Source organism: Virgibacillus sp. 7505 (assembly GCF_002272135.1).
GTDB lineage: Bacteria > Bacillota > Bacilli > Bacillales > Amphibacillaceae > Terribacillus.
The window spans coordinates 229,482-253,544 of the sequence record NZ_NPBF01000018.1; the positions used below are offsets into that span (position 1 = coordinate 229,482).

At 42.9% G+C, this 24,063-nt stretch carries 17 protein-coding genes; 8 read left to right on the forward strand and 9 right to left on the reverse strand.

What is annotated here, in order from left to right:
* The first annotated feature begins 85 nt into the window (after positions 1–85).
* The 4 genes from CHH91_RS06990 to CHH91_RS07005 all read left to right on the forward strand — a co-directional run bounded on the left by CHH91_RS06990 (position 86) and on the right by CHH91_RS07005 (position 5,210).
* A complete protein-coding gene (locus CHH91_RS06990) occupies positions 86–1,603 on the forward strand; it encodes an FAD-dependent oxidoreductase (RefSeq protein ID WP_095222729.1) in 1,518 nt (505 codons plus the stop codon).
* Positions 1,604–1,723: 120 nt separating this feature from the next.
* Positions 1,724–2,872: an NAD-dependent epimerase/dehydratase family protein gene (locus CHH91_RS06995; RefSeq protein WP_095222730.1), complete on the forward strand. Its 1,149-nt coding sequence runs from the start codon at positions 1,724–1,726 to the stop codon at positions 2,870–2,872.
* Between the two features lie 9 nt (positions 2,873–2,881).
* A complete protein-coding gene (locus CHH91_RS07000; protein WP_095222731.1) occupies positions 2,882–4,036 on the forward strand; it encodes a glycosyltransferase family 4 protein in 1,155 nt (384 codons plus the stop codon).
* 202 nt (positions 4,037–4,238) lie between these two features.
* On the forward strand, positions 4,239–5,210 hold the full coding sequence (locus tag CHH91_RS07005) for an NAD(P)H-quinone oxidoreductase (protein ID WP_095222732.1): 972 nt from the start codon (positions 4,239–4,241) through the stop codon (positions 5,208–5,210).
* Between the two features lie 595 nt (positions 5,211–5,805).
* Here CHH91_RS07005 and CHH91_RS07010 read toward each other — a convergent pair.
* From CHH91_RS07010 to CHH91_RS07035, 6 genes are all read right to left on the reverse strand, one after another.
* The gene (locus tag CHH91_RS07010) at positions 5,806–7,029 is read right to left on the reverse strand and encodes an exo-beta-N-acetylmuramidase NamZ family protein (protein WP_095222814.1); all 1,224 of its coding nucleotides are present in this window, start codon (positions 7,027–7,029) and stop codon (positions 5,806–5,808) included.
* Positions 7,030–7,071: 42 nt separating this feature from the next.
* Positions 7,072–8,991: a glycoside hydrolase family 3 protein gene (locus tag CHH91_RS07015; protein WP_095222733.1), complete on the reverse strand. Its 1,920-nt coding sequence runs from the start codon at positions 8,989–8,991 to the stop codon at positions 7,072–7,074.
* A gap of 785 nt (positions 8,992–9,776) precedes the next feature.
* Positions 9,777–11,411 (reverse strand): ribosomal protection-like ABC-F family protein, encoded by a 1,635-nt coding sequence (abc-f, locus tag CHH91_RS07020; protein ID WP_095222734.1) that lies wholly within the window; start codon positions 11,409–11,411, stop codon positions 9,777–9,779.
* Positions 11,412–11,678: 267 nt separating this feature from the next.
* Entirely contained in the window at positions 11,679–13,097 is a 1,419-nt protein-coding gene (locus CHH91_RS07025) for an amidohydrolase (protein WP_095222735.1), read from the reverse strand.
* A complete protein-coding gene (locus CHH91_RS07030) occupies positions 13,090–13,824 on the reverse strand; it encodes a small-conductance mechanosensitive channel (RefSeq protein ID WP_286160710.1) in 735 nt (244 codons plus the stop codon). The genes CHH91_RS07025 and CHH91_RS07030 overlap by 8 nt, the downstream gene beginning before the upstream one ends.
* Before the next feature lie 19 nt (positions 13,825–13,843).
* Positions 13,844–14,548 (reverse strand): DUF5058 family protein, encoded by a 705-nt coding sequence (locus CHH91_RS07035; RefSeq protein WP_095222736.1) that lies wholly within the window; start codon positions 14,546–14,548, stop codon positions 13,844–13,846.
* A gap of 421 nt (positions 14,549–14,969) precedes the next feature.
* Here CHH91_RS07035 and spoVB point away from each other — a divergent pair, with 421 nt between their 5' ends.
* Together spoVB and CHH91_RS07045 are read left to right on the forward strand one after the other, a co-directional pair.
* A complete protein-coding gene (gene spoVB / locus CHH91_RS07040) occupies positions 14,970–16,496 on the forward strand; it encodes a stage V sporulation protein B (protein WP_176465709.1) in 1,527 nt (508 codons plus the stop codon).
* A gap of 66 nt (positions 16,497–16,562) precedes the next feature.
* Positions 16,563–17,783, forward strand: a complete 1,221-nt coding sequence (locus CHH91_RS07045) for a DHH family phosphoesterase (protein ID WP_095222738.1) — start codon at positions 16,563–16,565, stop codon at positions 17,781–17,783.
* Positions 17,784–17,822: 39 nt separating this feature from the next.
* Here CHH91_RS07045 and CHH91_RS20500 read toward each other — a convergent pair whose 3' ends face one another.
* Positions 17,823–17,972 carry a hypothetical protein gene (locus CHH91_RS20500; RefSeq protein WP_176465710.1) on the reverse strand — a complete coding sequence of 50 codons (150 nt, stop codon included), beginning with the start codon at positions 17,970–17,972 and terminating at the stop codon, positions 17,823–17,825.
* A 200-nt stretch (positions 17,973–18,172) separates the two neighbouring features.
* Between CHH91_RS20500 and brnQ the strand changes: the two genes are divergently transcribed.
* Positions 18,173–19,522, forward strand: coding sequence for a branched-chain amino acid transport system II carrier protein (brnQ, locus tag CHH91_RS07050; protein WP_095222739.1), 1,350 nt, complete (start codon positions 18,173–18,175; stop codon positions 19,520–19,522).
* A gap of 72 nt (positions 19,523–19,594) precedes the next feature.
* On the opposite strand, the gene CHH91_RS07055 is transcribed toward brnQ, so the two are convergent.
* Positions 19,595–20,722 (reverse strand): HD domain-containing phosphohydrolase, encoded by a 1,128-nt coding sequence (locus CHH91_RS07055; RefSeq protein WP_095222740.1) that lies wholly within the window; start codon positions 20,720–20,722, stop codon positions 19,595–19,597.
* 239 nt (positions 20,723–20,961) lie between these two features.
* Between CHH91_RS07055 and CHH91_RS07060 the strand changes: the two genes are divergently transcribed.
* A complete protein-coding gene (locus CHH91_RS07060) occupies positions 20,962–21,804 on the forward strand; it encodes an aldo/keto reductase (RefSeq protein WP_095222741.1) in 843 nt (280 codons plus the stop codon).
* Positions 21,805–21,839: 35 nt separating this feature from the next.
* Here the strand turns inward: CHH91_RS07060 and CHH91_RS07065 are convergent, their stop codons facing one another.
* On the reverse strand, positions 21,840–23,987 hold the full coding sequence (locus tag CHH91_RS07065) for a type IA DNA topoisomerase (RefSeq protein ID WP_095222816.1): 2,148 nt from the start codon (positions 23,985–23,987) through the stop codon (positions 21,840–21,842).
* Positions 23,988–24,063 lie beyond the last annotated feature (76 nt).

Genomic DNA, 24,063 nt, shown 5'->3' on the forward strand with positions numbered 1-24,063 from the left:
CCCTGATAGCGTATACAAAAAACATTTGATTAACACATCATTTCTTTGGCAAAAATGGTGCTATTACTACAGATGGAGGATAATCATGACACATAATAAAAGCTATTGGCGGGAGAAGACGGAGATACCGCAGTTTGAGACACTCCGTTACGATACAGAAAGTGAAATCGTCATTGTCGGCGGAGGTATTACCGGTATTGTCACAGGATACATGCTTGCAAAGGAAGGGCGGCAAGTGACCATTCTGGAGGCTGACAGTCTCTATAGCGGAACTACAGGCTATACGACCGCAAAGCTGACTGCTCAGCATGGGTTGATCTACGATGAATATATCCAGCATTTTAATAAGGATACAGCTAAGACACATTATGAAGCGTGCATGGATGCTATCAGATTTGTAAAAGAGACGACTTCCGCGCACAGTATCGACTGCCATCTGGTAGAACAGGACGCTTATATCTATACAAAGGATAAACAAAACATCAATAAGTTGGAGAAGGAATACGACGCATATCAGAAGCTTGGTATACAGGGAGAACTGACTGATTCAATTCCGCTTGGTTTTGATGTGGAGAAGGCATTGATCATGAAAGAACAGTACCAATATCATCCGCTGGAATTCCTTAACGGTTTACTTCAAGTATTTCTTGATAATGGAGGTAAGGTATATACAGATACACCAGTTGACACTATCGAAGAGGGACAGGAACCTGTTGTGGTTACAAAGAGCGGAGTGAAGGTAAACTGCAAAAAGGTAGTCGTTGCTTCGCATTTTCCTTTTTACGACGGAAAAGGCTTCTACTTTGCCAGACTGTATCAGGATAGATCTTACGTAGTGGCTGCTAAGCCAAAAACGTCTTATCCTGGCGGCATGTATATCAATGCAGATACTCCTTCCAGATCTGTGCGCAGCATTGAAACCGAAGAGCACGGCACCTTACTTCTCATAGGAGGGGAATCCCATCGTACAGGTGAAGGTCATCCTGAGGAAACATATTATAAGGAACTCGCGGACTTTGCCGCTTATCTGGATACAGAGACTCCAATCTATATGTGGTCGGCTCAGGATATCGTCACATTGGACAATCTGCCATACATCGGTCATATCAGCAAAGGCAACGATAATATCTTTGTCGCTACTGGATATCGTAAATGGGGTATGACTAGCAGTATCGTTGCAGGTCTTGAAATCAGTTCACTTATTACGGCAGGCAGCAGCCGCTACAAAAATATTTATCAGCCATCGAGGTTTCAGGCTGACCCGGATTTGGGTAGTGTAACTAAGAATGTTATGGAAGTTGCGAAGGAATTTGTGCTAGGTAAACTGGAACAGCCATATGAATATGTCCCGAATCTGAAGCGGGGCGAAGCGACCAAAGTGCGGTTTAATGGCCTGCTGCTTGGTGTCTATAAGGACGAAAACGGAGAAATCCACCAAGTCGATACAACTTGTACCCATATGAAGTGTGAAGTCAATTGGAATAGTGCTGAATCCAGCTGGGATTGCCCTTGTCATGGTTCACGTTTTTCTGGAACAGGTGATGTCCTTGAAGGACCGGCGAAAAAGCCGTTGAAAAAATTGGATCGCGGGCTGAACAGTTAACAACTTATTTACACATTCTCAAATCTTCCTTAACACCATATTGTTTTTCATTGCAGCATCGTTAGCATATAATTGTTAACGAACGTACCAAGAAATGTTGATGTCACAGGAGGATGAGTCATGAAAATTGTTGTAGCTGGTGGAGATGGTTTCTGCGGATGGCCGACAGCCCTTTATTTGTCCAAGCAAGGTCATGAAGTAGCAATCGTCGATAACTTAGTAAGACGTAAGTATGATGAAGAATTACGATCCAATTCCGTAACACCAATTTATTCCTTGGAAGAGCGCGTCGCAAAGTGGAAAGAGAAGACTGGCAAGGAAATCAAGACATACATAGGCGACTTGAATCATTATGATTTTCTAGCGGAAGTATTCCGTCAGACACAGCCTGACGCATTCGTCCACTTTGCGGAACAGCGCTCGGCACCGTACAGCATGATCGATCGTGAGCATGCTGTATACACGCAGCAGAATAATGTGATCGGAAACTTGAATGTATTATATGCAATCAAGGAATTCGCTCCATCTTGTCATCTGATTAAGCTTGGTACGATGGGAGAGTACGGTACCCCTAATATCGATATTGAAGAAGGCTATATCGAAATTGAACATAAAGGCAGAAAGGATAAACTGCCGTTCCCGAAACAGCCTGGTTCTTTTTATCACTTATCCAAGGTTCATGACAGCCATAATATCATGCTTGCTTGCAGGATCTGGGGCATTCGTGCAACAGACTTGAATCAGGGTGTCGTATATGGTCTTCATACAGAAGAGACGAAACTCGATCCGGTTCTTGCAAACCGTTTCGATTATGATGGTGTCTTTGGTACAGCTTTGAACAGGTTCCTCATTCAGTCAGCTACTGGCCATGACATCACTGTATATGGAAGCGGCGGACAGACACGTGGCTTCTTGAATATCACGGATACAATCCGCTGTGTGGAAATTGCAGCAGAGAATCCAGCAGATGCAGGGGAATTCCGGGTATTCAACCAATTCACAGAAAGCTTCTCTGTGAAAGAACTTGCTGAGAAGGTGCAGAAAGTCAGCCGGGAGAAGGGTCTTGATCCACAGATCAAATCTATCGAAAATCCGAGAGTGGAAGCAGAAGAGCATTACTATAATGCGGTGAATACGAAGCTCCGTGATCTTGGTCTTGAACCGAATCTGCTAACAGATGACGTGCTTCGTGAAATTCTGGAGACGGCTCTTGAACATAAAGATCGCGTCATCAAAGAAAATGTTCTCCCTACGGTTACGTGGAAATAGGAGTACACATTGAAAATCGTCATTATCACCGAGACATTTCTGCCATCGACTGACGGTGTCGTCACCCGGCTCACCGAAGCGATCAAGTTCCTGCGAAGCCAGAATCATGAAGTCGTCGTCATCGCTCCGGATTTAGGTGTTACTGAGTACGAAGGCGCTCTTGTGGAAGGGGTTGGAACGGTAACGATGCCATTTTACCGTTCCAAGAAATTCTCCTTGCCGACTAGGCGAATTAAATCCTTGCTGGAGAAGCATCAGCCGGATCTCGTACATGTGGCGAACCCAGCCCTGGTCGGAGTAGCGGGAATACATTATGCACATAAGAAAGGACTGCCGCTTTTGGCGTCTTATCATACACATGTACCGAAATACCTTGATTATTACAAGTTGTATAAACCTTTAAAGCCATTATTCTGGTGGCATTTCCGTAGGTTGCATAATACAGCTGACATTAATCTGTGTACGTCTGCTGCCATCAAGCAGGAGCTTGACGAACACGGCTTCGAGAGGATGCATGTGTTGCGCAGAGGCGTCGATATAGAGAAACGGCATCCGAATTTTTATTCAGAACGTATGCGTGATCGGCTTTTGCAAGGAGATCATAGTAAGAAACTGCTTATCTTTGTCGGCAGATTGGCAATTGAAAAGGAAATCCATAAGATTCGTCCATTGCTGGATGAACGGGATGACTTAGCATTAGCCATTATCGGAGACGGTCCTGCTCGTAAAGAATTGGAGAAGATATTTGCAGGAACAAACACGCTGTTCACAGGCTTTCTACATGGAGAAGAGCTATCACAGGCGTTTGCTTCTGCGGATGCTTTTCTGTTCCCGTCTGTTACCGAGACACTCGGTCTGGTTATACTAGAAGCTATGGCATCCGGTATTCCAGTCATTGCTGCTAAAAGCGGACCGACACTGGAGCAAATCGAGGAAGGCAAGACAGGATTCCTCTTTGAAAATGAGGATGTAGCCAGCATGAGTAAAGCGGTTGGCAGACTCGATAATCAGGAATTAGCAGCTATAATGAAGCAGAATGTGCGAATAGAAGCTGAGAAGCATTCCTGGACGAATGCTTCCAGTGAATTATTCGATTACTATTTAGAGACTATTCAAGCAAGATCCCCCGTATATCAAGCAGTGCAAAACCCGAGCTCCAGGTAACGGAGCCGGGTTTTTGCATGTTTAAGCTTTTTATCATATGGTTAACAATAAGAAAAAGCACACGAAATGAGGTGCAGCAGCATGAAATTCTTCAAAGGTCTGCTATTCGGGATCATGTTCGCCCTTCCATTCTGGATAGTGCTGATTTATTTACTTTTTTTCCGTAAAGGATAAAAATAAAGGCAGAAAGGGAGTCTTAACTATGAGAGCAATCACATTACAAGGTTTCGGAGGACCAGAAAAGTTAAAACTGGAGGAATCTGATAAACCAAAAATAAAACCGGACGAAATTCTTGTCGCTGTAAAGGCTTCAGCAATCAACCGTGCCGATATAGAAAAGCGCAAAGGAAACTATCCATCCAGTGATTTCGATCCTATTTTAGGCTTGGAAATTGCCGGTGTCGTAGAAGAAGCAGGAGAGGAAGCCTACGGATGGGAAAAGGGAGACCGCATCTTTGGACTCATTCCATCTGGCGGCTATGCTGAATACGCTGTACTTAACAGTAAGCTGGCAATGCCAATTCCAGAGCATCTAAGCTATGAAGAGGCAGCGGCGGTCCCGGAAGTCTTCCTGACAGCTTATCAGACGCTACATTGGCTCGGAGAGCTTAAACAGGGTGAAACCGTTTTGATCCATGCTGGTGCAAGTGGTGTTGGAACTGCTGCCATACAATTGGCGAAGCAAGCAGGTGCAACGGTTGCAGTTACAGCTGGATCACAGGAAAAACTTGATTTCTGTAAAGAGCTTGGCGCTGACATCACAATTAACTATAAAGAGGAAGATTTTGCTGAAAAGCTTGCCGATACAGGTGCTGATGTTATTCTGGACTTCATTGGAGCAACATACTGGAATCAGAATATCAAAACACTTAAAACTGACGGCAGATTGATCTTAATTGGATTCTTAGGTGGTACGGAGCTAGAGAATGTATCCATAATGCCGTTGCTTGCAAAGCGCTTACATGTAAAAGGAACATTATTAAGCACAAGAAGCATTGATTACAAAGCCAGACTGACAGCTGATTTAATCGATAATGTATTGCCATTGTTAGAATCTAAAGCAATCAAGCCGATTGTCGATAAAGTATTTCCGTTAGCGGAAGTCTCGGATTCTCATGAATATATGGAAAGCAATAAGAATACAGGAAAAATCGTATTACACGTGGCAGATTAATAAGAAAAACGGATTGTGCAGCAAAACTGTTTGCATAGTCCGTTTTTTGATTTTGTCTCATTATCTTAAGAATACTTGGGATTTGAGATAAGATACAGTGTTTTTCATTTACTTCCGATAATATATATTATGTAAACTAAGTTATTTTAAAATAACGAGTACCAATAGTTCACTTACTTCTACTTCTATTTACGCCTGCTTTTTAGCTATCCATGATTTGCAATTGTAGGTTCACCTGTGCTTATTATAAATTTTACTCGCATTGCTACCGAGTTTTATTCCATAAGGACCTTTAATTTCGGCTGTCGATAGCTACTATGTTACCAGATGCTTAAAACGGCATAGTTTTTGATTCTAACCTTATCTGCAGCAATATTTATAGTGTATCCTATTTTGGGCAGCCTTTTTATCGTATACAATTCTAGTGGAAATACAATTTAAAAGGCTTTATAAAAATAATGTTTTTAATGGTATTCCTGTTGATCCCATCTCTTTTGTTAATTACGCTTGCAAAGTTCACTTCAGCTGCGTTACTCAAATTCGATTGATATACTAAAAAAGGGTGAATCATAATGATTCCACCCTTTTCAAACAATTACTTATAAATTAAGTACTCTTTTCGAACCTTCTTAAATTCATATAGATCTTTCTGATATTTTTTCGTGATTTCTCTAACGGATGCTCCTTCCAGAATCATTGTTCTGACCCAATCGTTTCCAATTAATTTATCAAAGAAGTTGTTTGAAAGGAATTCGAAATCGTCTGGATACATGTCATGAATTGTTTTAATGATGTGAAGTCCTGTTGTTACCGCATCGAATTCAGCGCGGTCTGTTACATAAATTTCAACACCATGGCTGAGTTTTCCAGCATGTTTTGAAGATGTCGGTGTAAAGGATGCAGCCCTGAATGTCACGCCTGGCAGATTGAGTGAGTTCAATTCTGCAGCAAGATTTGTACTGTTGATAAAAGGTGCGCCGATCAGTTCAAATGGCTTGGTTGTTCCCCGCCCTTCTGAAAGGTTTGTTCCTTCAATCAGACCGGTTGCAGGATAAACAAATGTTGTTGAAACTGTCGGCATATTTGGTGACGGCAGGACGAATGGAAGTCCTGTGTCTTCGAAATCCATGGACCGCTTCCAGCCTTTCATTTTGACGACTCTCAAATCTGCTCCAATATTAAATTCTTCGTTGAAGAAGGAAGCAAGCTCTCCGACTGTCATACCGTGCTTTGTTGGAATTGGATACATCCCTACAAAGGAAGAGAAATCAGGCTCGAGTACAGGACCATCAACTGAAAGTCCGCCTAGAGGATTCGGACGGTCAAGCACGACAATGGGAATGTTATTTTCTTTTGCTGCTTCCATGGCATAAGCCATCGTGTAGATGTATGTGTAGTACCGTGTGCCGACGTCCTGAATATCAAAGACTAGCACTTCTACGTTTTTGAGCATTTCAGGTGTTGGTTTTCTTGTTTGTCCGTAGAGGCTGTATACAGGTAGTCCTGTTTTTTCGTCAATATAAGATTCAACATATTCCCCTGCCTGAGCATCACCGCGTACGCCATGCTCAGGACCGAATAAAGCTGTCAGTTCAATATCCGAATCTTCGTGCAGCAGATCAACAATGCTGTTCATTTTTGAGTCAATACCGGTCGGATTGGTAATTAAGCCAACTTTTTTGTCTTTTAAAAGTTCTTTCTGATCATCTAAAAGGACCTCAACACCAGGCGTTACTTTACTATCTTTCTTCCTCTTATGGGCAGCAACCTCTTTTTCCGCAGGAAAAGCACTTAAAGCCAGCAGCAGAATCATTACCATCAACAATACTCTTTTCAATGGAACTCCTCCCCTTTATTCGGATTATTTAAGCAGCTTCCCTGAACGAATATCGAGTCCATAACCATATGGATAAAGAACCTCTTCAGGTTGGGTGACAGATGGAATATCTACTGGTAATTTACCTTTTGGCTTTGATTCACCAAAAATCGTTTTAATGCCGGCAGGAATGTTCGGCTGTCTATATGCACCATTTGAATAGCCTTTAAAACCATAGACCGCAAGCACAGCTTTTGCTTCTTCAAAATTTCCGACATCATAAGGATTGCGCAGACTCATTAACACGAACTTTTTATTCTTTTCTTCAGCAACTTTCATGACAGCTCTTGGAAAAGCTGTTGCCCATTTGCTTGAATCCTGAATATTGTCATCAATGACGCCATCATTTACAGCAGGATCATTTTTCACAACATAGGAACCGGTAATAACATAGTCTGCTTCATCAACCATGGCTGCCACCTCTTCATTGAAGGACTTTTCCGAGAAAGCATAGCCAGTAACTTCAACATCTTTCTTCTTGCCTTTTAATTCGTTTATGCTTCTTGTCATCGCTTCTACTTGATCATCAAATGGAGCAAGCACGAGAACCTTCTCACCTTTTTTTGGTTTGAAAGGGAGTGTTTTGTCTTCGTTTTTCAAAAGCGTAACAGCATCCTCCGCCATTTTCTTTTCTTGCTTCAAATGCTCCTTGTTGCCTACTACTTTTAACGAGTTAGTTACTTTTTCTTCAATTGGCGCTTTGTCAGGATCCAAAATACCGCGTTTTTCTTTCAATTTTAGAATTCTCTCAACCGATGCATTTACTTGCTCCATCGGGAGATCTCCAGATTCGATTGCTGCTAGCACCGCGTTATAAACGGAAGCCAAATTCTTTTCCATTTCCAAAGAGTTCACTTGTGCAGGCATCAACGCAATATCTACACCTGATTTTAAAGCTAATACGACGGCTTCTTCCTGGCCGAAGTTATCTGAAATCGCTTTCATATTTAGGGCATCTGTGACAATGACACCTTCAAACCCCATTTCCTCGCGCAGCAATCCTGTCAACACTTTTTTGGAAAGTGTGGCTGGAACCAAAATCTCCTGACCGTCTTTTTTGCTGATATACGTTGTATCATCAAAAGCAGGAAATTGAACGTGAGCTGTCATGATCATATCTACGCCTTCATCAATTGCATTCTGAAAAGGCAGAAGCTCTACAGCTTGTAATCTATCCTTGTCATGTGTAACAAGCGGCAAACCGTAATGACTGTCAGTAGCAGTATCGCCATGTCCTGGAAAATGCTTTGCTGTTGCAGCAACATTTTGTCGTTGCAGTCCTTGTATAGTCTCAATGCCTAACTTTGAGACAAGCTCTGGATTAGAACTGTATGAACGGACACCGATTACAGGATTATCAGGATTGTTGTTTACATCCAATGAGGGGCCGAAGTTTACATTTACACCAAGAGACGATAATTCTTCCCCAATGATTTTGCCAGTTTGATAGGCATATTTCTCACTTCGTGTTGCACCTAACGCCATGTTGCCTGGCAGATTCGTTCCCGTTTGCAGACGTGTCACGATTCCGCCTTCCTGATCAATGGTTATGAAAAGCGGTATTTCCGGGCTTGCATTTTGCAAGCCATCTATCAAACGGACTGTTTGTTCAGTACCTACGACGTTTTCAGCAAATAGGATAACTCCCCCTAAATGATATTTCTGAATGATGCTTCCCACTTCATCGTTCATCTCTGTAAAACCTGTTGCTTTGCTTTCCCCTTGCTTTTGCCAGTTGCGGAAATCCGGCATAAGCATTTGACCCACTTTTTCTTCAACCGACATTCCTTCAACAATTGCCTTCACATCTGTTTCAGCCTTCACATCTGTAGGTTTGATTCCAACTAAAGCCGTAACTGAAAACGCAGCAACTAAAGCGGCTGCCGCCCATTTCTTTTTGAACATATCCCCATCCCCTTATTTATTATTTGATACCAAAGCTTTATAAATAGCTTTCACTACATAGTAAAGCGAGTAAGTCCGATGGTTATATCGCCATTCTTTACAAGATTGAGCACTTAAAGGATTTTCTTTGTTTTGCAGGAAAAAGAGGCAGCGAACGAGACATCGTCCAGTTTTACATTTCTATCAAGCTTGCAATTAGATACTTAATAGTAAGGCAGTTGTACCTTAATAAATGCGGAGTAATTTCTGTTGGCCCTTCACTGCTTTATTTGAAGCACAAAAACCAACTTATTTTTTCTTTTATTATCATAAATTACCTTTATAAAGAATATTGGTTCTTATAAATAAGAATTGGGCTAATATTTAGCTGAGTGCTTCAATGAAGTAGGAAGGATTAAATATAATTAATATTCCGAAAACTATGAGGGGGAATCGACAGTATGCTATATTCTAAAACTAAGTGGTAGTATTTCCTGTTATTATGACCTCCATATCTATTTTTTCCCCAAGTTTAACATACTCCATCATAAGATGGTTCAATATTAGAATTTCTTTTAAATTCAGGAAAACTTGACTATTACCTTTTATATAGGACTGAAGGTTTACATACATAAATACTCCCGTTTACGTTTGTTAATTAGTGTTTTGAACATGCAGAGTTTATGTGAAGAGATCAATCATAACTGACTACTTGCGCTTTTAATAGTTAGTGTACCTCTTTGTTTACATAAGGTCGCAGGAAAGAAGAGTCATGGTTTTGTATACACGACTCTTCTATTTTTCATCTAATTCTTCAGTTGTCTAATTCTTTTTGTCAGTTGATTAAAACGCTCATCCAAATCCTTGTACGCTGTATCTCCAGGTGCCAGCAAACTCAGCTTCCCTAATACTTCCTGCTGTTCATTTTCAAGCTGCATCAGAAGAATATCATCTTCTGTTTCTGATTTAGCTGCTGTTGTACCGAGATTCTTGCTTATCTTTCCTCCCTGTATGATTAACTGTGTATCTGTCACTTTCTCTCTGAAATAGCGGTCATGGGAGATAACGAGAAGTGTCCCGCTGTAAGCTGTGAGGGTTTGTTCCAATTGTTCCCTGGATGGAAGATCCATATGGTTTGTTGGTTCATCTAGCAAAAGTACATCCTTATCTGCCAGGATATGCTGCATAAGCTTCAATTTCACACGCTCTCCCATACTCATTCCTTCTATCGGAAGCGTCCAGCTTTCTTTATCGAACCCAAGATTCAGAAGCAGCGTTTGTACCTTTCCCCTTTCAGCATATGTTTCCTTGTGAAAGATCTCCCCAGGTGTCTTATTAAGGGGCAGATCATAGACATCCTGTGAGAGATAGCCGATCTTAGCTGTTGGCGAAATCCATATTTCTCCTGCATACGGTTCATTATCGGTTATCATCCGGAAAAAAGTTGTTTTTCCACAGCCGTTTGGTCCTTGCAAACCGATTTTTTCCCCATGCTTGATAGTGAAATTGGCATCTTGAAAAAGTATCTTATCATCATATTGCTTCGTTACATTTATACATTCCAGAAATCGTTTCCCCCTTTTACGGGCTGTGCTTAGTTCGAAGGATACGCCATGATCAGGTACAGCTGCTTCGATCTTCTCTTTTTCCAATTCCTTTTCCAGTCGCTTTTGCTTTGATTTCACAGCCTTATCCATTCGTTTTGCTTTTTTACGATAATATTCCTTGGCGCCTTCTTGTTTGGTAGATTGTGCATGTGCTTTTGTACTCCAATTTTGCAGGGAAGCAATTTGACTCTCTACTTGCTGGATGCGTTTCTGCTGCTTTTCATAGGCATGCTGCTGTGCCGCTTTTTCTTTTTTTCTATGATCTGTATAAGCAGTATAATTTCCTGCAAAAGTATGAAGCCTCTGCCCTTCTATAGACCATATCTTTGTAGCCACTTGATCTAGTAAATAGCGATCATGAGAAACAATCAGAATTGTTTTGTTGGTTTTTTTGATTTCTGCCACAAGCAAGTTCACACTGTCTTCATCTAAATGATTAGTTGGTTCATCAAGGAGCAATACGTCTGCCCTGCTGGAAAGGCCGTTCGCAAGTCTTGCTTTCAGCTTCTCTCCTCCACTCATATTATGGTAAGAAGTGGATGGAACTCGCCATTTGCCTAGCAGTACAGCTGCTTCAGACTGAACTGATTCAGAAGAATAATTTTCTCTTTCCTGTTCCACTAATTCTATCCCTATCGAATCCGCCTTCCATATTGAACCTTCTATCACAGGCTTACTGCCTGCCATAAGCTGCAATAATGTACTTTTACCTGCGCCATTCCTTCCGGTTATACCAATCACATCACCTTGGTGTACTGTAGCATTTGCTTGCTGTACGATAAGACGTTCACCATACTTGTAGGTCATTTGCTGTACTTTGATTAATTCTTTCATAAGTAATCGCTCCTTGACATAGGAGGACAGAAAAAAATCCTCCCAAAATAAATTGGAAGGATTAGCCGTACCAGAAATACACATACGTCCTTGGAGAGGTATACGTTTCCGTTCAGTTTGAAAATGGGCAGACTAATCCTATTTTATACGCGTTGAAAATGACTTTTCAATTCGTTAAAAACAAGATTAATCAATCATCGGCCACCCATCATCCTCTCGTGTTTGTTGGTTACAGTATATCAAAAGTGAAATGGAAGTCAATTACAATTAGATTAATTGCTCTTTTCGTTCTGTTCCCGGGGCTAATACAGTCTCATCTAGACCAGCTTGATAAGGCTTGTCGACAGTGGCTTCTGCGAATTCTGCTTTCGCCTGCTCAACGAGTGCCGGTTCCGTCAGAAGATCATATGCGGTCAAAGCCATGATTCTTGCAGCATAATGCATGCCCTTCAGGCCGATGCTCGTTCCGAATACTGCCGTAGCTTGCCAAGCGTGTACTTGGGTGCCAATCGGCCCGCAAGTCGTATTGATACTGGCAAGTGGTGTGATCCAGCTTACATCGGCGACATCTGTCGATCCGGGCATCGTCGTATCTTTCATCGTCATGTTATAAAAATTCTTGGTCGGCAGTATGTCATTAGAATCAAGGCCTAACTGACGACGGGATTCCTCAATGAGTTTCGGATCCATTGACTTACGCAGAATAGCAGCATAAGCAACTTCATCCGAAGTGAAGCTTTCCATCGGGTAATCCTCCATATTGCGATAATTCAGCGTATCCAATGTATCATTTGTCAGCATATGATAACAATTCGCTAAAAGTTCGTGCGAAGTTGAGGTGCCAGTTATCAATGCTGCTCCTTTTGCTATATCATGCATTCGCATCAGCATATCTTCTACCTGATCCCGGTTCTCACCTCGAAGGTAATACCATACTTCGGCTTCATCCGGAACGATATTCGGCGCTTGGCCTCCGTTGGTGATAGCATAATGGATACGGGTGCCATCCACTAGATGCTCACGCAGGTAATTGGCACCGATATTCATGATTTCCACGGCATCAAGCGCACTTCGTCCGGCATGCGGTGCGCCTGCTGCGTGCGCCGGTATACCATGGAAACGGAACTTGATTGAGATCATTGCTTGGGTACTATAATTCTGGACGACGTTGCTCGTTCCTGGATGCCAGGTAAGACAGCAATCCAAGTCGTCGAATACACCTTCTCTTGCCATGAATGTCTTGCCAGAGAGCACCTCTTCTGCTGGACAGCCATAATAGCGGATTGTACCGTTCACCTTTCCTTCATCGATAAGCTGCTTCAGCCCAAGCACGGCCTCTACACCAGCTGTTCCGAGCAAATGATGGCCGCATGCGTGACCTGGTCCGTTTTCACTGACAGGATCCTTATATGGCTTGCTTGATTGGGACAGACCTGGCAAAGCGTCAAATTCACCTAATATGCCGATGATAGGATGGCCGCTCCCGTATTCCGCATAAAAAGCAGTTTGCAAACCGCCGATGTTATCTGTAATGAGGAAACCTGCATCAGCCAGCACACCCTTCTGCGCTGCACTCGCATAAGTCTCTTCATAAGCGATTTGAGGATGCTGCCATATATCAAGTGCTAAACTTCCTGTGACGTGCTCTAACTCCTCCAGATTACGAACCAGCTCTTTTTTACTCATGAACCATCTCTCCTTTATTGTTAGATTTAGGTGCTTGCTTGTTTTCCAAAAGTACACAGATAATGACTGTCAGGAACATACAGACTAGGCCTTTAAAGAAGATAGGGATTGGGAGCTGTGTCATCAGGATCCCGAAAACGATGCCGATCACACCGAAAAGCGGTTTTCTCATAGCCAATTGAGCAATCATGCCTCCAAAGATAGCAGGAATGATATAGGCAAATGCAGCCTGAACGGATTCGGGGATGACGGATAGGATATACGATCCTCCTAAAATGACGGGAATAAGCACGGCGATATTCATAAAGCTGGCTGCCGCTATAGCAAGAGTTGCTGCTACTTCTCCTTTTCTCGTACCAGGTTCCGCGCCAATCACTTGCTGAGCTGCAGCCGCAGACGGCAGACACATGTTAGCGATGTTACCTGTTAGGAAACTAAGGTACGTCCCAGAGACCCCGAGTGTTGCGTAGTAACTGACCGGCTCCACTACCCAGGCAAATCCAACTAAGGCGATATATGCGAGAAAGGCTGCGAATATGGCCTGCCATCCAGGATGATAGCCCTCGACAAAAGATAGGTAAAGCGGCAATGCCGCTGATAATACGATCACACAGCCAATTGTGAGTCTGCCCCAGAAATGGGCATTTACATGAAAAGCATCAAATGATTGCTGCTGTGTTTCCATCAGCTGTTCCTGTACTATGACCTGTTCTGCTGTTTTAGCCATTTTCCTTCCCCTCCCTTTCTTAACCTATAAAGTAGCCGACGGTCAGTCCGCCGATGATAGCAAAGCCTAATGCCCATTCTTTCAGCCAGTTCAGATGAAACTTATTAGCTAGCAATAAGGTGCCGATTGTTATCAGAATGCTTGTCAGGATGATCAAGGTATGCCCGCTGCTCTTCACTACCTCATTTGCAGCGAAGTAACCGAACGCGCCCAACATGGCTGCGGTTGAGATAATAACCATCTTCTTGGTACCATTTTTACGTGCTGTTATCTTCTTTTGGAAAGAGCCTAACGACTTCGTAAAGAAAAACGTGACGATTAACCACCCTGTACCGCCAATGCACAATGTCCAAGCGATGGTTGTGAACGCCTCAGGACCGAAGTTTGCCGATCCAAGCTCTGTGCCATAAGCTGTCGAAGCCATTTGGGCACCGAGTGATTCGGTAGCGGAGGATCCGATAATTGCACTGCGCATCATCGTAAGCGGATTCCCGATCAACGTCATCAGTGAAACGGCAATGATAATATTGCCTAAAGCAGGACCAATTGCTGCAATAGCACCTGTCTTCATCGCACTCCGGGCCTCTCGATCTGTCATACCAACACTGGCTTTCACCTGAAGCGCAGATCGCATGAATACGACTCCTTGAAAAATAACGATAGATACGACTAGCAGACAGAACACCCACAGAATACCGCTGTTCATGATCTCAGATATCTGCAATTTTTCGCCTCCTTAAATATAATTAATAATTCTGATTATTATGATAATTGCGTGGCCCTTTCCTGTCAAAACCTTTATGAAAAACAGGCCTATCTGAGTAAGGATACAGAAGAATCAATACGGAATCATACCTACCACTTGTCAGTTTCTTTATCAAGAGACATCCGATAAGTAACAAGCTCCGCTGGTCAGTTCGGCTAACATCTTTTGGTGCTGGCTCTCATGCGTTAAAAGCAATAAAAAAGAGCTTATCTGAACCTAGCCCGGAATTGGCCTAGATTGTGTAGCCCTAAATTAAACATTAGATCGATTAATAGTACTTACCTTTATATAGCTTACTTAATTGGATCTGTACTCCTCTATTCATAAATAGCATCTTACTCACATACATCTAAACTATGGACAAGTTGAGGTGACAAATGTGGGTAAACAATCATTATTGAAAGGTACGATCATCCTTGCGGTTGCTGCTTGCTACAGTAAGCTGATCGGATTCATAAACGGAATCGTTTTGTCACGGCTTCTGGGACCAGAAGGAATCGGACTCGCGATGATGGCTATGCCGATAACCGGTCTGCTGATTGCAATTACAGGCTTCGGACTGGAAGTAGCGGTTGCCAACCTGGTGGCAGAGAATAATGCGACGAATAATCGGACAAGACTGCGGCATGTCCTTTCCCTTTCCTTTCTGATAACGGGGACATTGGGAGTTATCACATCCTTGCTGCTGCTTGGACTGGTCCACTATGTTCCAGGACTTTTATTTGCAGATGAACGTGCCATATACACATTCACAGCTATCATCCCAATTATACCGATTGTCGCGATTTCTTCTATCTTGAAAGGCTATTTTCATGGTAAACAGTATATGTCACCTGGAGCGTTTGCATCTATCCTGGAGCAGAGTGTGCAGCTTGTAGTTACGTATATGCTCGTTCAATACTTGCTCCCTTACGGTTTAGGTGTTGCTGCTGCAGGTGCTGTGATCAGCATGGTCATTGGCGAAGCAATCTCTTTAGGAGTATTGATCGTAGCGTTCAACAGGCAAAAGGAATTCAAATGGCGTTTCTTTCATATTATCCGGGATCTCGTCCGTGACGGTAAACAGCATTCAAGAGACTTGATTCGTGTCGCATTGCCCAACACCGGCAGTCATTTGGTCAATAGCTTTGCCGGAGTTCTATTACCAATAATTATTACCCATAGCTTTCTGACAGCCGGGCTTACAGCAGAAACAGCTACCGAAACGTATGGTCTCTTAATGGGCTATGTCATGCCGCTAGTATTCGTACCGACGTTTATCACCCATTCCTTATCGACCAATCTGCTCCCTTCTATCAGCGACTTATATGCACGTCGTCAATTTCAACAGATGTACAGCAACATCAACCAAGTGATAAACGTTACAATGATGATTTGCATTCCGTGGGCGCTGTTTCTTTACTTTTTCGCGACCGAATTGACAGGTTTGTTTTATCACTCTGAAGAAGCTGGACTGCTTATTCAGAAGATGATCTTCTGTTTCATGCTCAGTTATTTGCAGATTCCGCTGCAGGCAGTTCTTATTGGTATAGGGAAAAGCAGTGTCGTGCTTTACAATAATTTAATTGCGGCGCTTGCCAGCTTGCTGATGATCTACTTCGTTGCTTCTCAGCCAAGCATGGGTGTGAATGGAGTCATACTCGGGCTTAACTTAGGAGAGGTGCTCGGGACAATACTCCACTTTGCGAGTCTTTACCAGGCTGTGCGCTTTCCATTTAGTTTTGCCAGGTTTTATAAGCTGCTTATTGCCATCGTTTGTATGGCATCATGTGCGATCTTCCTTTATATGACACTGGACACGTATATCTCTAATGGTTACGTACTGCTCAGCAGTGTATTACTTGTCTCTGCCACTTTTTATTTGCTCCTACTTCACCGATTCAGACTGTTCAAACAAGAACTGTAATAGAATCATGCTTGAAGCCGATAATTCCGCTGGGTTATACTTATACTAGTAATTGAGGTGAAGACATTGTATAAACTATTGACACATAATGACCTGGACGGTGTCGGCTGCGGTATTTTAGCCACACTTGCTTTTGGTGAGGATGTTGAAATCCGCTATAATTCCATCAGCAGTCTGAACGAAGAAGTAAAGAGATTCCTGGCTGATGAAACACAGCATGAGAAAGAACTATGGGTGACGGATTTGGCTGTGAATGAAGAAAATGAAGCTGCTATCAGCGATTTCATCCAATCAGGCGGAAAAGCCCGACTTGTGGACCATCACAAAACAAGTGAGCACTTGAATGCCCACGATTGGGCATGGATTGCGACAAAGGAAGAAGATGGAACACTTACGTCAGCGACAAGTATGCTGTATGACGTTCTTGTTAAAGAAGGATATCTGGAAAAAACAAAGGCAGTAAGCGAATTTGTCGAGCTTGTCCGCCAGTATGATACATGGGAATGGGAGAAACGGAATAATGAAGCTGCCAAGCAGCTGAATGCACTGCTCTTCCTGCAAAGTATAGAAGAATTTGCTGATGAGATGATTCAACGGCTGCAGCATAATGATACATTCGTCTTCAGCGACTTGGAGGAGAAGCTGCTTCAAGTACAAGATGCACAAACAGCTCGTTATATTCGTAAGAAAAGAAAACAAGTTGTACCTGTTAAGATAGATACATATTTGGCTGGGGTCGTTCATGCCGAATCTTATCTCTCCGAATTGGGTAACGACTTAGGTAAAACGTTCCCGCATCTTGATTTGATCGTTATGATCATGATGGGGACAAAACGACTGAGTCTGAGGACTATCCATGATGATGTAGATGTATCGGCTATTGCGGGTAATTACGGTGGAGGCGGCCACCAGAAAGCTTCCGGAGCTTCATTGACTGATGAAGCATTTGAATTGTTCGTAAAGAATGCCTTCGACCTGCAGACATTGCGACCAGATGCCACAGAGAATAGATTCAACGTACCTGAGAACGATCTTGGGACGCTGTATGTCAATGAGCAGAATGACAAGTTCCTCATTGTGCAGCAAAACCGTAAATATTATATTATGAAAAATCAGCAGCCTGCTGAAATCGGTTTCGATTCCTTCGAGGAAGCTGAAAAGCATCTGAAACGGGAAGAACTCGCTTTCCTCGTTACAGATCATCGCTATGTAAGATACCTGAGTGAGCGTGTGAAGAAACAGGATTTGATTGTGGACCAACCGGTTCAAAGAAATCAAGAAAGCTGAAAAAAGGCGAAAAACACCGAAGTGTTTTTCGCCTTTTCTTTATGCTTTCTCCGCACTTGCAATAGCTTGTTCTATCAGAAGGATATCATCATGAATTAGACTGCGAATTTGCGGTTCAGGACATCGTTTAAACTCGTCTTCAAGTCTTTTTAGTTCGGCGTAGAATATATCCATTTCTGTAAAGTCCACGATTACTGCCTCCAAATGGCTTTTTTACTTATATATGCCGAATGCAGCAGAAAATATACATCTTATGTAATATTATTTATAGTTGTTGCCACAAAAGAACTATGGTAGAATCTCTAACAAGGTTTAAATATTCTAATTATTTTTCTCTTTTAAATTATCTGATTAATTAGAAATCGTAGTTCATCTTGGAGGTATACACTGTGAAAAAATCTATTCCGTTTTCTTATGTTATCGTAACAGGTTTCATGTTATTTGCATTATTTTTTGGAGCGGGTAATTTAATCTTCCCTGCTTTGCTCGGTCAAAGTTCCGGAACGAATGTATTAACCGCAAATCTAGGGTTCATTGTCACCGGCGTAGGCTTGCCGCTGCTAGGGATATTGGCTTTTGGTTTCTCTGGTAAGAATGATTTGCAGGATTTAGCCAGCCGGGTTCATCCTGTATTCGGCTATGTGTTCACAATCGTTCTGTATTTATCTATTGGTCCGCTTTTTGCATTGCCGCGTACAGGTACTGTATCATTTGAAATTGGCATTCAGCCATTCTTAACTGGTGATCCCGGACCATGGCCATTGATCATATATTCGATCTTATTCTTCGGAATTACTTGTTTCTTTTCTTTGAAACCAGCCAAGATTGTCGATATAGTCGGTAAATACTTGACACCTGCTTTGCTCATTGCCATAGCAGTATTGATCATTACTGTACTTGTCAACCCGATAGGCAGTCCTCAGGAACCAACGGAAGCGTACAGCAGCAACGCTTTCTTCAAAGGATTCCAGGAAGGCTACTTGACAATGGATACATTGGCAGCGTTCGTCTTTGGTATCATAGTCATCAATTCCGTGAAAAATATCGGAGTCACCGATCGTAAAGCAATTCTCGGATTTACATGGAAAGCCGGCTTAATAGCAGCAGCACTTCTTGCTTTGATCTACACTTCCATTTCCTACCTTGGTGCAACCAGTGTAGCTGGAATTGGCTTACTGGATAACGGCGGTGCCGTACTGGCGGGAGTTTCTGAAGTGTACTATGGAAGACTTGGTAATGTTTTGCTTGGATTGATTGTACTAGGCGCCTGTTTGACGACAAGTATCGGTTTGGTTACTGCTTGCAGCAGTTACTTCAGCCGTCTGCTTCCTAAAGTTTCTTATTCAGTTATCGCTATAGTACTTTCTCTATTTAGTACAGTCGTTGCAAATGCTGGTTTGGCTAACATCATCACCTTCAGCGTACCAGTTTTGACTATCATTTATCCGCTGGCAATCGTCTTGATCTTCCTGACTTTCCTGCATGATGCTTTTGCTGGAAGCAGAGCTGTTTACTTAATCAGTTTGCTTTTCACTTTCGCTGTCAGCTTGATGGAAGGATTGAATGCTGCGAAACTTCCTATACCAGGAGTACAGAACTTCCTAACAGATAATCTGCCAATGTACAGTCTTGGTCTTGGCTGGTTAATACCAGCAATTGTTGGAGCACTTATCGGGTACGTGATTTACCTAGTCACTAAACCAAGTCAAAATGAAATCAGAAAAGCGGATGCAAGATAATATGACATTGCATCAGTAAGAATGGAATAAATGAAAACCGCCTGGAACTTATCCAGGCGGTTTTTTTGACTATTACATATCATCTGTATTTGGGAATAATCGAAGATCATAAGAACAATTTTCAAGAATCTCGATAAATATATCGACGATATCCGTATCGAAAAGACTGCCTTTGCAGCGAATCAATTCAGCTGCGGCATCCCGGACTGACATACCTTCACTGTATGTGCGATCAGTAGTCATTGCGTCAAACGCATCTGCCACGCCGACGATGCGGGCAAATAAAGGTATCTCTTCCCCTTTTAACTGCTTTGGATATCCGCTGCCATCCATCCTTTCATGATGGAGCATCGCTGTATCAATCGATTTCTGAAAGAAGCGGTTCGGCTGGATGGCGGACAGTATACGGGCACCTATTTCGGTATGCGTCTTCATAAGCTCGTACTCGCTTTCGGTAAGTCCAGTTGACTTCCGCAGAATTCGATCTTCAATACCGATTTTCCCTATATCGTGTAAGATAGCAGCCTGGTATAGCTCGAAGCACATTTGGTCATCGAGCTTCATTCTTTTTCCGATCAGCCAGGCATAGCGGGCTACTCTCTCTGAATGTCCTTTTGTAAGCGGGTCACGCGCATCCAGTGCTTCTGCAAGCATACGAATCATACTGACAAACATCTTATACAGTTCATCGTACATTTGACTGTTATACATAGCTAAGGCTGACTGCTCCGCCAATATCACAGCAAGCTCCCTGTCTCGAGTATCGAAGTGGCTTCCGTTTTCTTTATCCATGAGTTGAATGGCACCTAAAACTTGCCCTTTTGCCTGAAGTGGAACAGTAAGTATGGTGGTAGCAAGGCTGGGATATGCTACAGAGCTGTCGATAACACTTTCCGTATCTGTTATCAATTCTGCCTTGCCAGTCATCATCACTTTTCCAACGATGCCTTCCCCATCTGATAAGGTTTGCTTTGGCAATGAATCAATCGGAATTCCGTAAGACGCTTTTGCCACTATCAGGTTCTTCTCTTTTTCAAGCACCCATAATAATGCCCCTTTTGCTTCCGAGATCATTACCATTTGATCGAGTATCCCCTGAGAAATATCTTGCAAATCGATTGCAGCATTCAATTCTTTAAGGGCTCCTAGCAGTTTTGATAATTCTTTCACTTTTGACTCAAGCTTCGTAATAGTTGTCAAAACGCTTCCTCATTTCCCCGAACTCATACTTCCGACATGGTACGTTCTTCCTGATATCCCGTATTTTTAAGTATAAGCGAACAACTGGTTAATTAGAAGCCGTTTTCCTATTAAGCTGAAGCTTTAATCAATAAAATTCTAAGTCCTCTCTATGTTGAATTCGTGCAAGGTGCTGACTTAGGACAATCTTTTCCATTTATGCTAGGCTGAAAATATAGAATTGGAAAGGAGAGTATAGAATGCAAAATCATATCCCTACCAAGAAACTGCACGATGGCACGACTCTTCCTGCTGTAGGCTTTGGTACATACAGCTTGAAAGGCAGTGGAGGTGTTCAGGCCATCCGCAGCGCTATCGATGCAGGCTATCGCTTATTGGACACGGCTTATAATTATGAAAATGAGGCAACTGTCGGACAGGCTATCAAGCAGCACGGTATTTCGCGTGATGAGATTTTGGTCACCTCCAAACTTCCAGGTCGGTATCATCAGCATGATAATGCGATTACGACGATACAGGAATCCCTTTACCGTGCAGGTCTCGATTATTATGACCTCTATCTGATTCATTGGCCGAACCCAAAACAAAATCATTATGTAGAAGCATGGCAGGCCTTGCTTGATGCTCGTAAATGGGGCTTGATCCGTTCTATCGGTGTTTGCAATTTCCTGCCGGAGCATTTAGAGAGACTTAAGGCAGAAACAGGGGAACTACCTGTTATCAATCAAATCGAACTGCATCCATTCTTCAACCAAGAGAAACAAAGACAATACCATGAAGAAAATGGCATCGTAACAGAATCATGGAGTCCGCTCGGCAGAAAAACGAATCTGCTGGAGCATTCATTGCTTGCTGAAATCGCCCAGAATCATGGCAGAAGTGTCTCACAGATTGTACTTCGCTGGCATTATCAGCTGGGAAGCATCGCTATACCTAAATCTGCTACCCCTAGCCGCCAGGTAGAGAATCTCGCTATCTTTGATTTTGAATTGGATCAAGCAGATATGGAGAAGATCAACAGCTTAACAGTTTCAGATGGACGTATCGCTGATCAGGATCCAGCGGTTTACGAAGAATTCTAAAAAGAGCGATGTGTGGAATCCACACATCGCTCTTTTTATTTCTTCTCGAATTCCATTTTCCAGCTGTAATAGTCATTGTCTGGATTCTTTTCATAAGAAAGATAAGCCGAGAATTTCTTCCCGCGTTTGCTTGTCATACCTTTTACATGAGCTGTACCACTTTTCAGAAGTGCTTTCACCATCGTCTTGGTTGGCTTCTTCCGCACTGCTGAAAGGAACTTATCATTCTTCCAAATGATGTAGCTGCATGTTTTCTTATAGTTTTTACAACCAAACCCTTTATACCCTTCTACAACATCACCGCCGCAAGCTGGGCACTTGCCGAGAACTTCATGGGTGATTGTTTGCTTCTCAATAGTCCGGATCGGTGCTGCTTCGTCTTGTTTCATTGTCTGCACTGCATCCTTCGTAAAGGAGAAAATCATCTCCAGAAAATCTTCCCGGCCGACTTTCGCATCCTCTATATCAGCTAGCGTCTTCTCGAGTCGTCCGGTAAAGTTCAAATCGAACAAAGGCTTAACCGGAAACATTTCAACCAGCTTCTTGCCGGTATCGGTTACGTGCAGTTCTTTACCTTTATTGCTAATATAGTGAATGTCTTTCAGCTTCTTGATTGTTTCTGCCCTTGTTGCTGCTGTCCCGATACTGAAACCGCGCAGCACTTCGACGACATCCTCTTCATCCTGTTTTCCTTTACCGCATGTTTCCATAACTCGCAACAACGTTCTTTCCGTATGAGGCTTCGGCGGCTGCGTCATATGGGAAGTGACGGTTGTTTCCCATGTGTCCACCAGCATGCCTTCCTGGACATCCGGCAGCAAGGTTTCCTTTGTTTGCTGCTTCTCGACCTTCTTCCAGCCATCTACAAGCTGAATACGGCCTTTTGAGATAAAACTGCCAGGTAGAGAGACATCAGCAATGATGGTTTCTAAAGTCGTCTCCTCATACACTGCGACAGGCATGAATTGCATGATAAATCGATTTTTAACCGCATTGTATACAAGCTCCTGATCAGGCGTAAGTCTCTTAGGCAGAACATATGTCGGTATGATAGCACTATGGCTGGATACCTTGCTATTATTGAACACCCGTTTCGAACGGCTGAATTTGATTTCCGATTCATATGGCAAACCTGCTGCTACTTTCTTCAATACGCCAGCAGCCTTGGATACCAGGCTTTCCTCCAAAGCTGTACTGGATGTCCGAGGGTACGTTATATACTTCTTCTCATATAGCGTTTGCGCCACTTTCAGCACCTTATCAGATGTCCATCCGCTGTATCTTGCTGTCATATATCCTTGCAAACCAGAGAGGTTAAACAGAGGCGGACAGAATTCCTTTTTCTCTTCCGTCTGTTTGTCCTTGATCTGTCCTTGTTTGCCTTGAATGCGCTGCGGGATATCCTGCAGCGGATCCCTCTCCTTGAACTTGTCCGTCTTCCCTTCCTTGTAAACACCTTCGTAGAATTTCTTGTCAGGTGTTCGGAAAGTTGCAAGCAACTTGAAATAAGGCTCTGGTTTGAACTCACTGATTTCCTTGTCACGATCATAGATGATTTTCAATGTCGGCAGCAGTACACGCCCGATATTTAAAACCTGTCCGCGGCCGCTCTGATAACGAAGTGTCGCTACCGAGGTAAGGTTGATTCCGATAACCCAATCAGCCCACTGACGGCCGATTCCAGCATCATAAAGTGGTCTGAGCTCTGTGTTCGGCCGGAGTGATTGTAGACCGCGAAGTACTTCCTGTTCGGTCCATTCATTCAACAGCAGCCGGTAAACGGGCTTGTCCGGTTTGATATAGTTGATGATGCTGTCACCAATCAGTTGCCCTTCCCGGTCGTAGTCACATGCGGATACAATTTTCTCTACATCTCTTCTTTGCATGAGACGCTTTACGATTGCTATCTGCTTCTTCGCACCAGGGTCGGCAACGTCACGATTGCGCGGACTCGATTTGATTTTATATTGGAAAGCATCTGGTACAAATGGAAAATTATCCAGTTTCCATCTGGCCATAGCAGCGTCATAGTCTTTCGCATCAAACAGCTGCAGCAAATGACCGAATGCCCATGTGATGATATAACCAGGCCCCTCGTAAAACCCATCCTGTTTAGTTTTTATTTTCAATGCATCGGCGATATTCTTCGCAACCGAGGGCTTTTCCGCCAATATAACTATCATACTCATATATAGATAAAACTCCTTTAATCTATCAAGCTCATAACTTCTATTCTAACATAAAAAAGCACTGACTCTT

Excerpts from the sequence above, each read along its gene's own strand:
- CHH91_RS06990 (WP_095222729.1), top strand. The coding sequence starts at position 86 with ATGACACATAATAAAAGCTATTGGCGGGAGAAGACGGAGATACCGCAG.
- CHH91_RS06995 (WP_095222730.1), top strand. The coding sequence starts at position 1,724 with ATGAAAATTGTTGTAGCTGGTGGAGATGGTTTCTGCGGATGGCCGACA.
- CHH91_RS07005 (WP_095222732.1), top strand. The coding sequence starts at position 4,239 with ATGAGAGCAATCACATTACAAGGTTTCGGAGGACCAGAAAAGTTAAAA.
- CHH91_RS07010 (WP_095222814.1), bottom strand. The coding sequence starts at position 7,029 with ATGGTAATGATTCTGCTGCTGGCTTTAAGTGCTTTTCCTGCGGAAAAA.
- CHH91_RS07015 (WP_095222733.1), bottom strand. The coding sequence starts at position 8,991 with ATGTTCAAAAAGAAATGGGCGGCAGCCGCTTTAGTTGCTGCGTTTTCA.
- abc-f (WP_095222734.1), bottom strand. The coding sequence starts at position 11,411 with ATGAAAGAATTAATCAAAGTACAGCAAATGACCTACAAGTATGGTGAA.
- CHH91_RS07025 (WP_095222735.1), bottom strand. The coding sequence starts at position 13,097 with ATGAGTAAAAAAGAGCTGGTTCGTAATCTGGAGGAGTTAGAGCACGTC.
- CHH91_RS07030 (WP_286160710.1), bottom strand. The coding sequence starts at position 13,824 with ATGGCTAAAACAGCAGAACAGGTCATAGTACAGGAACAGCTGATGGAA.
- CHH91_RS07060 (WP_095222741.1), top strand. The coding sequence starts at position 20,962 with ATGCAAAATCATATCCCTACCAAGAAACTGCACGATGGCACGACTCTT.
- CHH91_RS07065 (WP_095222816.1), bottom strand. The coding sequence starts at position 23,987 with ATGATAGTTATATTGGCGGAAAAGCCCTCGGTTGCGAAGAATATCGCC.